Source organism: Pseudoalteromonas luteoviolacea H33-S, assembly GCF_001625695.1.
GTDB lineage: Bacteria > Pseudomonadota > Gammaproteobacteria > Enterobacterales > Alteromonadaceae > Pseudoalteromonas > Pseudoalteromonas luteoviolacea_B.
The window spans coordinates 129,295-144,397 of the sequence record NZ_AUXY01000051.1 but is presented as its reverse complement, the minus strand read 5'-3'; the positions used below and the strand labels follow the sequence as shown (position 1 = coordinate 144,397).

Annotated in this window: 16 protein-coding genes; 7 read left to right on the top strand and 9 right to left on the bottom strand. The window is 42.7% G+C overall.

The features are described from left to right. Positions 1-7 precede the first annotated feature (7 nt). The 7 genes from N477_RS04350 to N477_RS04320 form a co-directional block, all read right to left on the bottom strand. Positions 8-640, bottom strand: a complete 633-nt coding sequence (locus N477_RS04350) for an NADH:ubiquinone reductase (Na(+)-transporting) subunit D (RefSeq protein ID WP_039611690.1) — start codon at positions 638-640, stop codon at positions 8-10. Then, positions 640-1,386 (bottom strand): Na(+)-translocating NADH-quinone reductase subunit C, encoded by a 747-nt coding sequence (locus N477_RS04345; RefSeq protein ID WP_063360201.1) that lies wholly within the window; start codon positions 1,384-1,386, stop codon positions 640-642. Before N477_RS04345 ends, N477_RS04350 begins: the two co-directional genes overlap by 1 nt. Continuing rightward, on the bottom strand, positions 1,379-2,578 hold the full coding sequence (locus N477_RS04340; protein WP_039611692.1) for an NADH:ubiquinone reductase (Na(+)-transporting) subunit B: 1,200 nt from the start codon (positions 2,576-2,578) through the stop codon (positions 1,379-1,381). The genes N477_RS04345 and N477_RS04340 overlap by 8 nt, the downstream gene beginning before the upstream one ends. A 2-nt stretch (positions 2,579-2,580) precedes the next feature. After that, positions 2,581-3,924, bottom strand: coding sequence for a Na(+)-translocating NADH-quinone reductase subunit A (locus N477_RS04335; protein WP_063360311.1), 1,344 nt, complete (start codon positions 3,922-3,924; stop codon positions 2,581-2,583). A gap of 367 nt (positions 3,925-4,291) precedes the next feature. Further along, positions 4,292-5,482, bottom strand: coding sequence for an enoyl-ACP reductase FabV (fabV, locus tag N477_RS04330; RefSeq protein ID WP_063360202.1), 1,191 nt, complete (start codon positions 5,480-5,482; stop codon positions 4,292-4,294). A 143-nt stretch (positions 5,483-5,625) separates the two neighbouring features. Further along, the gene (locus tag N477_RS04325) at positions 5,626-5,937 is read right to left on the bottom strand and encodes a BolA family protein (RefSeq protein WP_063360203.1); all 312 of its coding nucleotides are present in this window, start codon (positions 5,935-5,937) and stop codon (positions 5,626-5,628) included. A gap of 59 nt (positions 5,938-5,996) precedes the next feature. Beyond that, a complete protein-coding gene (locus tag N477_RS04320; protein WP_063360204.1) occupies positions 5,997-6,578 on the bottom strand; it encodes an alpha-ketoglutarate-dependent dioxygenase AlkB family protein in 582 nt (193 codons plus the stop codon). A 40-nt stretch (positions 6,579-6,618) separates the two neighbouring features. On the opposite strand from N477_RS04320, the gene N477_RS04315 reads away from it, so the two are divergent. The 4 genes from N477_RS04315 to N477_RS04300 are packed head-to-tail and all read left to right on the top strand — an operon-like array spanning position 6,619 to position 10,368. Continuing rightward, complete coding sequence (locus N477_RS04315; protein WP_063360312.1) at positions 6,619-7,773, top strand: methyltransferase; 1,155 nt, start codon at positions 6,619-6,621, stop codon at positions 7,771-7,773. A gap of 2 nt (positions 7,774-7,775) precedes the next feature. Beyond that, a complete protein-coding gene (locus N477_RS04310; protein ID WP_081216319.1) occupies positions 7,776-8,342 on the top strand; it encodes a YajG family lipoprotein in 567 nt (188 codons plus the stop codon). Between the two features lie 15 nt (positions 8,343-8,357). Then, positions 8,358-8,981, top strand: a complete 624-nt coding sequence (locus N477_RS04305; RefSeq protein WP_063360205.1) for a peptidylprolyl isomerase — start codon at positions 8,358-8,360, stop codon at positions 8,979-8,981. A gap of 7 nt (positions 8,982-8,988) precedes the next feature. Further along, complete coding sequence (locus tag N477_RS04300) at positions 8,989-10,368, top strand: AmpG family muropeptide MFS transporter (protein ID WP_063360206.1); 1,380 nt, start codon at positions 8,989-8,991, stop codon at positions 10,366-10,368. A 42-nt stretch (positions 10,369-10,410) separates the two neighbouring features. On the opposite strand, the gene N477_RS04295 is transcribed toward N477_RS04300, so the two are convergent. Together N477_RS04295 and erpA are read right to left on the bottom strand one after the other, a co-directional pair. Then, positions 10,411-10,656, bottom strand: a complete 246-nt coding sequence (locus tag N477_RS04295) for a helix-turn-helix domain-containing protein (protein ID WP_023399554.1) — start codon at positions 10,654-10,656, stop codon at positions 10,411-10,413. A gap of 582 nt (positions 10,657-11,238) precedes the next feature. Beyond that, positions 11,239-11,577, bottom strand: coding sequence for an iron-sulfur cluster insertion protein ErpA (erpA, locus tag N477_RS04290; protein ID WP_063360207.1), 339 nt, complete (start codon positions 11,575-11,577; stop codon positions 11,239-11,241). A gap of 213 nt (positions 11,578-11,790) precedes the next feature. On the opposite strand from erpA, the gene N477_RS04285 reads away from it, so the two are divergent. From N477_RS04285 to N477_RS04275, 3 genes are all read left to right on the top strand, one after another. Further along, on the top strand, positions 11,791-13,473 hold the full coding sequence (locus tag N477_RS04285) for a chloride channel protein (RefSeq protein ID WP_063360208.1): 1,683 nt from the start codon (positions 11,791-11,793) through the stop codon (positions 13,471-13,473). 21 nt (positions 13,474-13,494) lie between these two features. Continuing rightward, a complete protein-coding gene (locus tag N477_RS04280; protein ID WP_063360209.1) occupies positions 13,495-13,929 on the top strand; it encodes a CopD family protein in 435 nt (144 codons plus the stop codon). A gap of 148 nt (positions 13,930-14,077) precedes the next feature. Then, positions 14,078-15,094, top strand: coding sequence for an aspartate carbamoyltransferase (locus tag N477_RS04275; protein ID WP_039611702.1), 1,017 nt, complete (start codon positions 14,078-14,080; stop codon positions 15,092-15,094). Positions 15,095-15,103 lie beyond the last annotated feature (9 nt).

Sequence of the window (15,103 nt, the reverse complement as noted above, 5' to 3'; positions counted from 1 at the left end):
TCTCCCCTTATGCCTTCGCTTCTACTTGGTCTTTCTTATAAGTACGAAGTACCCAAATGAAGAAACCAACTAAGAAGAATGAACTGAATGGCATAATTAATAGACCCATTGGCTGGTACCAACCACCGTCAGCAACAAGTGGAAGAATTTCAACACCAAATAGTGCACCTGCACCGAATAGTTCACGTACAAAGCCAATTGTAATTAGAACTACTGAGTAACCAAGACCGTTACCGATACCGTCTAAGAAAGACATAAGCGGTGGCGACTTCATTGCATACGCTTCTGCACGACCCATTACGATACAGTTCGTAATGATCAGACCAACGAATACCGTTAGTTCTTTAGCCGTCGCATAGACGAATGCTTGAAGTGTTTGGTCAACAACGATTACCAATGATGCGATAATCGTCATTTGAACGATGATACGTACACTTGACGGAATGTGGTTACGGATCAACGAGATAAATAAGCTTGAGAACGCAGTTACCACTGTCAAAGCAAGTGACATGATAAGTGCATTTTTAAGGCTTGAAGTAACCGCTAGCGCAGAACAAATACCCAGTACTTGCAGAGCAATTGGGTTGTTTGCGAAGACTGGTCCTAACAAGACTTCCTTCATTTCTTTTGCATTAGCCATTAGTTCAATGCCCCTTCACGTACTTTCGCTAGGAATGGACCAAACGCTTTATCGCCTGTCCAGAACTTGAATGTATTATCAACACCGTTCGAAGTTAGTGTTGCGCCAGATAGACCATCAACTTTGTGAATATCGTTGCCAGCTGTGCCTTTTACGATATCAACAGGTAGTTGCTTGCCTTCCCAAGTAGCTGTCCACTTAGGGTTCTGGATTTCACCACCAAGACCCGCTGTTTCACCGTGCTGATAGAAGTTGATTGCTTTAATCGTTTTCGTATCAAGCTCAAGTGCGATGAAACCATACATGATGCCCCAAAGACCGTAACCTTGCACAGGTAGGATCACAGATTCAACCTGACCGTTGCTGCCTTTAGCAAGGTATACAGGCGACTCGTGCGTCATACGAAGAACACCAGCAAGGTCATCTTCTTTTGGTACTGCGAAGCTGCGCTCTGCATCGAACTTAGTCATTGTGAAATCAAATGAGTTAGGATCTGTGTCAACAAACTCACCTGATTTTAAGTCAACAACGCGTGCATCGATAACTTGGCTGTACTTTTGTGAAACGTTCTCAACGTCTTTAAAACCAGCTGCTGCTAGAATGTTACGCTGAACGTCTTCAATTTTGTTTGCCTGTTGTAAAGGGCGCAATTGAACTGCCGCAAAAGATACGACGATTGCACACACTAAACATAAACCAACAACAACGCCTAACGTTTTGCCGATAGTTTCATTGTTACTAGACACGTGCCAATCTCCTCTTCACATTTGACTGCACTACAAGGTGGTCGAATAGTGGTGCGAATAGGTTAGCGAATAGGATTGCTAACATCATACCTTCTGGGTATGCCGGGTTAACAACACGGATAAGAACTACCATAACACCAATTAATGCACCGTATGCCCATTTACCTTTATCAGTGAAAGACGCAGAAACTGGGTCAGTCGCCATAAAGAACATACCAAATGCAAAACCACCAAGTACTAAGTGCCAATGCCAAGGCATAGCAAATGTCGCGTTCGTGTCAGAACCGATCATGTTCAGTAGTGTAGACATCACAACCATGCCTAGGAATGTACCTAGTACGATGCGCCATGACGCGATACGAACATACATCAAGAACAAACCACCAATTGCCAGTGCTAGCGTCGACGTTTCACCCATTGAACCTTGGATAAAGCCGTAGAATGCATCCCACCACAACTGCATGTTGTTGTAATCTAATGAACCGATCGCTGCTTGACCTAGGTATGTAGCACCAGAGAATGAATCTACTGCTGTCCATACTGTGTCACCTGAGATATCACCTGGGTATGCGAAGAAAAGGAACGCACGACCAGCAAGTGCAGGGTTAAGGAAGTTACGGCCTGTACCACCGAATACTTCTTTAGCTACCACAACACCAAAAGTGATACCTAGTGCAACTTGCCATAAAGGAATGGTTGCAGGCAGGATCAATGCAAATAATACTGAAGTTACGAAGAAACCTTCGTTTACTTCGTGCTTACGCACTGATGCGAATAAGACTTCCCAGAAACCACCTACGATAAACACCGTACCGTAAATAGGTAAGAAGAAGCACGCACCATAAAACATTTTCGCTGCCCAGCCAGAATCTGCTGTCAGCTCACCACCTAGCGCTTGGAAAATACCAGCTTGCCAAGTAGATGCGATGTCAAAACCACTACCAATAGCTAATGCCGCTTGGTGACCGATGTTGAACATACCAAAGAACATAGCCGGGAACGTCGCCATCCATACCAAAATCATGATACGTTTCAGGTCGATGTTATCACGCACGTGCGTGCCGCCTTTGTTTACGTAACCAGGAGTATAGAAAACCGTCGCGATAGCTTCATAAAGCGCATACCACTTCTCGTGTTTTCCACCTGGTTCAAAGTGAGGTTCAATGTCTTCTAAAAATTTCTTTAAGGCCATTTTTAACCTTCCTTCTCGATAGTAGTCAGGCAATCACGTAGGATTAAGCCAAAGTCATACTTGCCTGGACATACGAAGGTACACAATGCTAAATCTTCTTCGTCAAGCTCAAGCGCACCTAAAGAGATAGCGCTATCTAGATCGCCTGCGATCAGATCACGAAGTAATAGCGTTGGTAGGATATCCAGAGGCATAACACGCTCATAGTTGCCGATTGGCACCATTGCACGCTTAGAACCACCAGTAGACGTTGTAAACTTGAACAAACGGCTAGGCGCTAAGTGTGAAATGAATGTACGTGTCACAGAGAATTTTTTACTACCTGGCGCAATCCAACCAAATAGTTCTTTCTCACGACCTTCAAGAAGAACTGAAACCTGTACGTGGTAACGACCTAGGAAACCATGAGGGCCGGCTGCTGTTTTACCAGCTAACACAGAGCCAGAAATGACTCGGTTATCACCGTCTTCAAGTTCACCTGATACTAAGTCTGTTAACGACGCACCAACTTGAGTTTTAACTAAACGAGGATTCTTTACGCGAGGACCTGCCAAAGAAACAACTCGATCAGTGTAGATCTCGCCAGTTAGGAACAGCTTACCAAACGCGATAACGTCCTGGTAACCTAAGTGCCAAACTTGCTTGTCTGCACCAACTGCATCTAGATGATGGATATGAGTACCCACTAAGCCTGCTGGGTGAACACCCGCGAACTCATGTACTTCTACTTGTGATAGCGAAGAGCTTGGTACTTTACTACCAGACTGCTTACACACAAATACTTTGCCATCAGTTAGACGTGAAACCACAGCAAGACCCGCTTCAAACGCTTCAACGTTTTCAGCAATGATCACTGCAGGATCTGCGGCTAATGGGTTAGTATCTATGGCTGTCACGAAGATTGAGCTCGGCGTTGCGCTTGGTACAGCAACACGGCTAAATGGACGTGCACGTAGCGCTGGCCATTGACCAGATTCAATAAGCACCTCTTTAACTTTCTCACGATCTAAGTTGCTTAAATCAGCAGCTGCGACCTTGTCGAAAGTGATTTGCTCATTGCCTTGCACTTCAATCACGACAGACTGAAGAACACGCTTAGCACCACGGTTGATTTCTTTAACTACACCAGAGGCTGGCGCAGTAAACTTGACGCCAGGATTCTTTTTGTCTTCAAAAAGAATTTGGCCTTTTTTGACTTGGTCATCCACGCGAACATGCATGGTTGGACGCATACCAATAAACTCTTCACCAAGCACAGCTACGCGTTTGATGGCAGCGCCATCATGAATAGCTTGCTGTGGTGCGCCCTCTATGGGTAAGTCCAGACCTTTTTTTATGTTGATCATACGCACTTGCATTACATTAACGGAAAGAAATTGAAAAATCTTTAGTTATCACGGCCGCTATCTCATCGTGTTTTCAGTATCAAAGAACTCGCCTAGTCAAAAGAGACTTGACAAAAGTCAAATCAACCAAAAACAAGCGTCGTGATATATAGTCCTCACATATTTCCGCAATTTTAACATTAATCGCCCTGACTATGCGAGTAGAATTATCAAATTAATACGACTTAACAATGGTTTTAGCTCAGTTCAGCTAATTGCGATTAATTCAATATAGACCAAAGTGGTATTGAATGAGAAAAAGATAGGTGTGATTAGCGGGATAAATATGAAATGGTGAAGCAAGCACGCTTCACCATTAGCTCAATAATTAAACTAAATTATTGATTTCAGCAATAGTATTTACGTCAGCATCATAATCGACACCATCAACACCAAAGCCAAATAATTTTAAGAACTCGTTGTGATAACCTTCGTAGTCAGTTAATGCATCAATGGTATCCGTATCTACTGTGTCCCAAATATGCTGAATACGCGCTTGCACACCCTCTTCTAACTCTTTGTAGTTTTGGAACAGGTGGCCACCGTCATCAAAACGCGGGCTATCGCTGTACAGACTTTCATTAAATAGACCATGGATCTGCTCAATAGTCCCTTCATATGTGCCGTCTTCTTTGGTTACTTTAAATAAAGCTGAAATATAAAGTGGCATGATTGGAATTGCAGAACTCGCTTGTGTCACAACTGCATTAAGAGAAGACACATAAGCTTCGCCATTTAGCGCAGCTGTAGACGCTTTAATTGCCGCAGCAGCTCTATCTAAATCTTCTTTCGCTTTACCGATTGTTGCATGACCATAAATTGGCCATGTTAGCTCTTTACCAATATAAGTATAAGCTGTCGTCTTAAAGTTATCTGCTAGCACATCTGCTTGCTTAAGTGCATCTAACCAAAGTTCCCAGTCTTCGCCGCCCATCACTTTAACTGTGTTAGCGATTTCATCTTCGTTGGCCGCTTCAACACTCACTTCGTCAATAACGCGCTTAGACGTGTTTAAGTTTTTAGTTGTAATTGCCTCGCCAATTGGCTTAAGCACTGAACTGTGTGTTTCACCTGTTTTAGGATCAGTACGACGCGGCGAAGCGAGGCTGTAAATAATTAAATCGACTTTACCCATATCCGCTTTAATCGCTTCAATGGCTTTTTCTTTTAGTTCCGTTGAAAACGCATCGCCATTAATGTTTTTAGACCAAAGGCCTGCTTTGTCAGCTGCGTTTTGGAAAGCTGCGGTGTTGTACCAACCAGCAGATGCTGTTTTTTTCTCTGTACCTTCTTTCTCAAAAAAGACACCCAGTGTTTTAGCACCAGAACCAAATGCCGCAGTAATACGAGACGCAAGGCCATAGCCAGTAGAAGCACCGATCACAAGTACATTTTTTGGACCATCTTTTAACTCGCCCTGTTGCTTAACATAAGCGATTTGCTCTTCAACATGTGCAGCACAACCTGCCGGATGAGCATTTGTACAGATAAAACCACGGATCTTCGGCTTAATTACCATTATATTTCCTACTAAATTTTGAATTTGTCTCAAGTATTTAGGCCCATCATTTACCACAAACAACTGAGGGGTTAGAAAGATGGTGCCAGAAAAATTGCGTATAGTGTAATCTCTGATGACCTAAATACAGGTCTGATCAGATGTTAGTCGAACTTTGACCCACCTAAACAGTTTGGTGACGCTGGCACTTGCTCAGACTGCTCACTAAATTCTTCAGGTGTATGAGCATGAATAGCCAGAGCATGAATATCATTGGCTAATTCAGACTTCAGTACGTCATTTATGCGTCTGTGGCGAGGTAATAAACGTAAACCAGAAAACTCTTCACTGACAACAATCACTTTAAAGTGCGAATCACTCCCGCGACTGTGCATATGGCTTTCATTGATCACCTCAAGGTGCGTGCAATCAATTGCGTCACTGAGTTTGGTGTGTATTTGTTGCTGCATAGACATGGGCATACTCTTTACTATCATATTGTTAAACACCGCATACTATACGCCCTAAACTAGGATTAACCAACCGTTCTAAATGTCAGGTTAATTCGTCCCTGCTTGACTTTTGTTTGTTTAGGTAGACTGTGCTCATAATCGTGCTGACTGTCTCCTGACATAATCAACAAGCTGCCCGTTTCAAGCACAAAAGAAGTGACTTCCCGTGTTTGTCGATGACGTATTTTGAACAATCTTGGTGCACCCAAAGATACCGAGGCTATTAATGGCTTATTGCCCAACTCTTTTTCATCGTCACTATGCCAACCCATGGTATCCATGCCATCACGATACCAATTAACCAGCAATGCATTAAAAGATTTATCATATTGATTTTTTAAGCGCTGGCGCATGGCATCCAATGCGGGCAGCCATGGAACATTATCCAATGACTTACCTGAGTAACCATAATGTACACTCGGGTCTGCAACGAAACACTGTAACCTTGGGATAAGATGATATTTACCATAGACCTGAATTTTTGGCTGTTGCCAAGGCAAACTCGTGGTTAAGTGCTCGTATAAGGCCAAGCTTTTATCAAAAGAGATAACCTGTGGAAAATACGTAAAGCCTTCAGGCAAACATTCTTTGTTCAGCTGTGACATGATATTATGCACTCACATTGTTAGTGAAAAATATAGACCTATGACAACCGACGCGGTATTGGCTAATCGCCCATTTACTTTACATCGATTTCCTCTAGAACAAAAAAATCGCAGTTTACAGGCTTGGGATGCCGCAGACGAGTATCTACTTGAACACATCAGCGAAGACTACCCTGATGTGCAAAAAATATTAGTGCTAAATGACAGCTTTGGCGCACTCAGTTGCGCACTATCCGTTATTTACCAACATGATGATCAGCTCCCTGCCATTCATTTTGTCAACGACTCTTTTGTGAGCACTGCAGCGTGTAAATACAATCTGAGCGAAAACCAGCTACCAGATACTCATATCTCATTTTTAGATAGCTTGGATGCGCTGCCCCATGACATCGATTTAGTGATACTAAAAATACCTAAAAATGCAGGTTATTTACAGCACCAGTTAGCAAAATTGAGTCACTTACCCGCAGACATCCCTGTTGTTGCCGCTGGTAAAGCAAAAGAGATCCATACCTCGACACTAAAGTCGTTTAACCATTTTATCTACGAACCAAAAACCAGTTTGGCCGTTAAAAAGTCTCGATTAATTTTCTCTAAAACAACCAACAAGCCCGTTGCTTGCAAGTTTCCAGTATCTTGGTCATTAGAAAACACAGAGATGACCATCACCAATCACGCCAATGTCTTTTCACGTGATTCCTTGGATATTGGCGCACGGTTTTTCTTTAACTACCTACCTGCAGGTAAAAAGGCACTCAACATCATTGATTTGGGATGTGGTAATGGCGTGATTGGACTGCAAACATTAAACCGTATGCCTAATGTAAAAGTCACCTTTGTGGATGAGTCTGCGATGGCTGTAGCAAGTGCTCGCCAGAACGTAGCAGACAATCTACCTACCAGACTGAGCGATTGCCAGTTTGTACACAACGATTGTTTAACCGATTTTACTCCAAACAGCGCAGATTTAGTGCTGTGTAATCCGCCATTCCACCAAGCTCAAGCCATCACAGACCACATTGCTTGGCAAATGTTTTTACAGGCTAAATATACACTGCGCAATGGCGGCGAGCTCAGGATCATTGGAAATCGTCATTTGGATTATCAAGATAAGTTGCAGCGCCTTTTTGGTAATTGTAAGGTGCTGGGCAATAATAAAAAGTTTACCGTATTAAGCGTAATAAAAAGGAGCTAATCATGGCCAAAATTATCTACTCTCTCGCAACTGCAGGCATGTTGGCTGTATTGTCTGGCTGCACAGCCGCGCCAAAGTCGGTGATCATGAATCCACAATATTCCGAAGGCCAAGTTGTCCAGCTTAACATGCCTATCAATGTCAATGTGATGGATTTAAGAACATCCAAGTTTACTGTCAAAGTGCTTGATACAGAGCCCGCAGTTTACTTACCTGATGCAAACTTGCCGGTCACTATTTCTAATGTATTTAAACAGGCCTTAGTGGCGAATAACGCAAACATTACTTCAGAAGCAAAAACAACGATTACACTGGAGATAAATAAGTTCTTAGCGCAAGTAACTGAAACATACAGCAAGCATGAAAGTAATGCCGAAGCTGAATTTAAAGTGACGGTCAATAAACCAAGTGGTACTTTTAGTAAGTCATACACAGGTACTCGCACGCTATCGGGCTCTTTAAAGCACGACCAAGCCAAAGTGGAAGGTCAGCTTAATATGCTCGCACAGCAACTTGTTACTCATATAATTAAAGACAAAGAGTTAATTGATTTCATCGCACAACAATAATAAGAGGCAGTCAACATGATCCGCATATTGGTTTTTGCTTTCCTAATTGTAACAGCAAGCTTTGCACAAGCAGCTAATAAAGAAGGACGCTTCGTCCAAAAAGACAATCTATTCCCTAAAGTTCAGATCAATACATCGCTAGGTAAAATCATTGTAGAACTAGACCGCTCACGCGCGCCATTGACGGTCAATAACTTTTTAACCTATGTTGTCAATGGTGATTATAAAGGTTCTGTTTTTCATCGAGTCGAACGTGATGAAGCCAACGAAAAAGACTTTGTGATCCAAGGTGGCGGCTACGACAAAGACTACGATGGTATGTTCGAACGCAAACCTATTTTCAATGAAAGCGGTAACGGCCTTAAAAATGAAATGTATTCTGTCGCGATGGCCTACCAAGACAGTAAGCCGCATTCGGGTACCCGTCAGTTCTTCTTCAATATGGATGACAATGACCATTTAAACCCAGGGAGAGGTTGGGGGTTTGCGGTATTTGGTAACGTCACTGATGGTTATGAAACCTTGGACAAGATAATGCAAGTGGAAACTGGCTACAATCAAAAGCTAGGTTACTCATTTATCCCCAAGACCGCGGTTATCATTCATAGCGTCGATATTTTGCCAGCTGAAGAGTTTTAACTAAACAATGATGACATCAGCCAGTATTTCCCAATACCTGCGTTATTACAAAGACAAACGACTGCTGACTGTATTTGCATTTGGTATGAGCCAAGGCTTCCCTTGGGTGCTGATCGGCTCAGTCATGTCTGCGTGGTTAAAAGATGAAGGCCTTAGCCGCAGTCTAATTGGATTGTTTGGTATTGTTTTTAGCGCCTATACCATCAATTTCCTGTGGTCTCCATTGGTCGATCGACTAAAGCTCCCTGTGCTTGGTAATATGCTGGGTCAGCGCAGGAGTTGGATTTTACTCGGGCAAGTCGTTATCACGGCAAGCGCCGTATGTTTGGCGTTTATTGATTTAAAAACGAATTTGTTTTACGCCGCACTACTGTGCTTTTTAATTGCTTTGTTTGCTGCGACACACGATATTGCCATCGATGGTTATCGTATTGATGTGCTGCCGCAATCAGAAAGTGAAAAGTCTACAGCAGCTGCAGCTATGGCAACATCTGGTTGGTGGAGCGGCTATGCCCTGCTTGGCGCAATTCCTTTTTTCGCAGCCGATCTGCCGAATATATCTTGGTCTGATGTTTATTTGCTACTCGCAGTGATAATGGCATTACTTTGTGTGGTTACCTTAATAGCAAAAGAGCCAGAATCTCATCGTGATACAGCACAAGCGCAAATACAAAAGGCATACGAAGAAAAACTATCTCAACTTGGCCATTCCAAAGCCAATAAGTTACTCGCTTGGTTAGGTGTTACGCTGGTCGCGCCCTTTGTCAGCTTTTTCAATAAAAATGGCATCAAAACAGCACTTGCGCTTTTAACCTTTATCTTTTTGTTTAAGATTGGCGAAGCGTTTTTAGCGCGCATGTCCATCGTATTTTATAAAGAAATTGGATTTACAAATACGCAAATAGCACAGTATTCAAAGCTAGGCACCGGACTCATTACCATTGTATTTGCTTTCCTTGGCAGCATTTTCAACCACAAATATGGCATAGTCAAAGGCCTGTTTATCAGTGGTGTCGCAATGGCGGCTTCTAATTTGATTTTTTCTTGGATAGCGGTTGCGGGCCCTAAAGAGTCACTTTATGCTCTGGCCATTGTTGTTGATGGCTTTACTCAGGCATGGTCATTGGTTGCTATGGTCGCTTTCATTTCTATGCTCTGCGATAGAACCTTCAGCGCAACACATTATGCACTACTGGCATCATTGGGCAGTTTAGGTAGAACTGTGTTATCTAGTTACAGTGGCGTGGTTATTGACGACTGGTTAGGTGGTAACTGGGCGGTATTTTTTGTCATTACTGCGTTGATGGTGCTCCCTTCTTTGCTATTTCTCTATTTCATTCGCCATAAGCTCTATGCGATAGAGGCAGACTACAAGAAACAAGACTAAGGTGCACTTCCCTGCACCTTGTATTCTTAATCCCGTAAAGGGTTATAGCTCTTCTTTATTAATTAAAGATAGGCCTTCATACGGGTCAACTTCTAGCGCTTCACAATAGCGCAAAAACTCAATCACATCTAAACGGCGCTCTTGGTTTTCAATCTTTCCGATGAAAGAATGCGGCGTACCTAAAACTTGAGCAAGGCTACGCATTGTATGACCTTTCTCATGACGCTTTGATTTCAACCATTTTGTTAACTTTCCGTTTTCTTCCGAAGAAACCGTTTTACCCATCATAAATAAACATCTCCTACTTGATGATTAATCTCAACTGGCCTCGTGAAATTTGCCCGTCTCACTCAGCTGGCTATTGTATTTTAAAAAATAATACCTCTGTAGGCCCTATAGGCCTTGCACATTTCCTGTATCAACAACAGGTGTGTTCCTATGTACCCAATTAGGTATAGACTATCTTACCGCTAAAACCTAATAAATTTTTGAAAAACTATATTCGTTTTTTTCATGTAGGGTACATACTACACTTTAACAAAAATTTTATATCTTGTACCAGTATTTGAAATAATTTATTTTTCTTTTAAAAATAAGCATTTACAGCTAATCTTAAAATTAACTTAAAAAAAGGGCTCAAAAATGTTCCGGATTTTATTTTTATTACCACTGATTTTGTGCTTTGGATGGTATTATTTTTTACGCGTAAACAATGTACCTATCAAACAAGGAAAGCGCGGTTTCATCTATATTCTTCTGTTTTCCGCATTGGTTTTAGGCTTTTTTGTTCTAATGATGCACGTGACTAACCCAGCATAAAAAAGCCATGCGATTGCATGGCTTTTTTACCGTGATTAGAATCCGCTTCAATTACACACTGAAACTTGCACCACAACCACATGTTGTCGTCGCATTTGGGTTACTAACGAAAAAACGTGCGCCTTCAAGCCCTTCAGTATAATCAACAACACCGTCCACCAAGTACTGGATACTCATTGGGTCAACCACCATAACCACACCATTTTTCTCGATCTCCAAGTCGCCTGGGTTTACCTTTTCATCAAACGTAAATCCATATTGAAACCCAGAGCATCCTCCACCAGTTACGTATACACGAAGCTTTAGTTCAGGATTTTCCTCTTCGGAAATCAATTCTTTTACGCGCGCAGCAGCTGCATCGCTAAACTTAATCGGTAACTCTTCTGACATGTGCATTCGACCCTTGTACATTAATTAACGGAATTATCTAATACCCGACTATTTTAATCAAGTATCGGTATGTACCCGTTTCATCTGACGGCAAGCCCATACCTTTAGTCAAAAATGTCCTCAAAAACACGCACAAAGCTAGATTTATGTCAGGGACTTAATATTATTCTTTTGATAAAATAAAAAAGTACTTCCAATCTCAAACTTTAAACTATGACGCTTGATCAAGTTAGACGACGCCTTGCACAACCAAGAACTTCAGCACAGCTTTGCCTATTGGGCGTCTGCGCTGGATTGATTGCAGCCATTTTAATCATTCTTTTTCGATTAATGATCGAACTTGTTCAATCAACTTTTCTTGAAAGCCATGACGACTTCACGTCTTTAGCAGAACACCAAAGGTTATTACTGCCTGTCGGAGCAGCATTGGTTATCGCCTTATTTGCCAACTTAACTGGCTTTAAGCATTATCGACTCGGCATTCCATTTGTAATTAACCGGATCAAGCATCATTACGGGCATATGCCCATCTGGAATTCAGTCAATCAGTTTTTTGGCGGTGGTATCGCGCTTATCTGTGGTTTCTCAGTAGGTCGTGAAGGGCCATCTGTGCATATGGGCGCGACAGGCGCTAGCGTCCTCACTGAAAGACTCCATTTACCGCACAATGCTGCTAGAACACTTGCCGGGTGCGGTGTTGCAGCAGGGATAGCGGCTTCGTTCAACACGCCTTTAGCCGCTGTTATTTTCGTAATGGAAGTGGTGCTTAGGGAGTACAAGATCCATATCTTTGTGCCCATCATGCTAGCAGCCGTTACTGGTGCCTTAGCAACACAGTTTGTATTTGGTAATGTCTCCGAACTTTCATTGATCCAAATAGAAATGCTCAGCTTCTGGCACTACCCCTACCTCATCATTTGCGGATTTGCACTGGGTGCAGTCGCCTTTGCATTCAATCAAAACCTGATGTTAATTATCAAAACATTTAAGCCAATTAGCATGTTCCCACGTTTGCTACTTGCAGGTTTAATTGCGGGCCTGATTGGTTATATGGTGCCTGAAGCTATGGGGTCGGGCATGAGCGCCATTAAACTTGCCGTTGAGACACCAGACAATTTGCAATTGCTCACGACTATTTTTATCGCAAAGCTTCTTGCAACTTTGTTTGCAATTGGGCTGGGGATCCCTGGCGGGTTGATAGGTCCAGTTATAGGACTTGGCGTAATCATGGGCACCCTCATGGCATTTTTCGCACAATTTATTTCACCAGAAGTCAATGTGGCCGGGACCTATGGGGTACTTGGTATGGCGGGGCTTCTAGCGGCGACTTTACATGCCCCATTGGCTGCGTTGACGGCGGTTATGGAGCTGACCTCAAATCCACAAATCGTCGTGCCTGCCATGTTGGTGATCTCTACCGCCTATGTGACCGCACTACAAGTTTTTGGTAATCGCTCTATTTTTATTCAGCAACTCGATTTTCAAGGTTTGCCATATCAAGTTTCGCCCGCCAAAGAAGCACTGCAAAAAGTCGGGATCGTCGAAGAAATGGAAGAGGATTTCAAATTACTGTACTCAAATGACCCAGAGCAAATCAAAGCAACACTCAGTGCTGTGGATAGCCAAACCCCCCTTATCACTTATGATGAAGAAAATGGCTACCGTCTAGCAGAGTATGATTTAACTTTAGTCTCTGATGACAGTGCCACAATTAAGTATGTGCCGCTACAGGGCCTCAGTACTCAGGCAACGCTTGCTGAAGCATTTGAAATATTAAAAGATAAGCGCTCTGGCGCAGTCTATGTTTACAACCAAAAAGACAGCTTACAAATAATGGGCGTGGTGCGCTGGGACAAATTACGCCACATACTCACAATGAGAAACAGTTTACTTTAATCAATAAAAATAAGGGGCATTATGAGCGCTTTGCTGATTTATAAGGCTTTGCACATATTTTTTATGGTCGCATGGTTCGCTGGTATTTTTTATTTGCCAAGGTTATTCATCTATCACACCATGACAGAAGAAAAAGCCTGCACTGCCATGTTGAAAATTATGGAGCGCAGACTGCTCTACTTTGTCACGCCATTTGCGGTTTTAACCACTGTATTTGGGGTATTGACTATCATGGAATACGGCAGAGAGTGGTTCAAGTACAACATGTGGCTGCACTATAAACTCGTGTTTGTGATTATTCTTTACATCTATCATGCATATTGCTTCAAGCTCCTCGCCGACTTCAAACATGATAGAAATATTCGCAGCACTCGATTTTATCGCTTCTTCAACGAGTTCCCAGTGTTCTTATTACTGCCAATCATCTTACTTGCAGTCTTAAAGCCACTTTTTTAATACAAATATGACGGTATCCTGCCGTCATGCTCTCCTGTTGGCGCGCAATTATGCTATCATATCGTTCCAGTAACCTGCGTTGCCAAGGTTATCTCGGTTAGGAGCGCACCCCGCCTCCTGTTGTCAATCTGTGATTAGGAATCGCCGCATGCTAAGTTTCCAAGGTGAAAACATCCTTTCTGTCAATCAACTCGATAGAGAAGCCATTGAATTAATTTTTGACGTTGCTAAGCGCATGGAGCCTTATGCTAAAAAGCATAAGCGTACTCAAGTGCTTGAAGGTGCTGTACTGGCAAATTTATTCTTTGAGCCAAGCACTCGTACCCGTGTCAGTTTTGGTACTGCATTTAACTTATTAGGTGGTTTAGTAAGAGAAACCACAGGTATGCAAAGCTCTGCATTAGCTAAGGGCGAGTCTTTATACGATACAGCGCGTGTTATTTCTGCCTATGCGGATGCTGTTGCTATGCGCCACCCAGATGCTGGCAGTGTGGCTGAATTTGCCACAGGGTCAGATGTACCTGTTTTGAATGGTGGTGATGGGCCAAACGAGCACCCTACGCAAGCACTGTTAGATTTATTAACGATTGACCGAGAGCTTAGCCGCTTTGACCGTACAGTTGATGGCATGCATATCGCGTTAGTGGGCGATCTAAAGTACGGCAGAACTGTGCATTCGCTATCAAAGCTTCTTTGTCACTATAAAAATATTAAATTTTCGATGGTTGCGCCAGATGGCTTGCAAATGCCAGATTATGTCTTAGATGCGGTCTCCAATGCTGGACACCAAATCGAGCTCGTATCTCAAATGGAAGGTAATCTAGCTGCTGATATCGTTTACCAAACGCGTATTCAAGAAGAGCGTTTCCCGTCTCAAGAAGAAGCAAACAAGTACCGTGGCGGCTTCAGAATAAGCCAAGCAATCTACGACGCACACTGTAAGCCTGAATCAGTATTAATGCACCCACTCCCTAGAGATAGCCGCAGTGATGCGAATGAACTAGACAATGATTTAAATAGTAATGATAACTTGGCAATCTTCAGACAAGTACAAAACGGTGTATTGATCCGTATGGCCCTTTTCGCACTGACACTCGGTGTAGAAAACAAAGTACAGCAATACGAAACCAACGTACCTTGGTTCAGCAGAAAGCGCCAAAGTTAATCAAAAAGG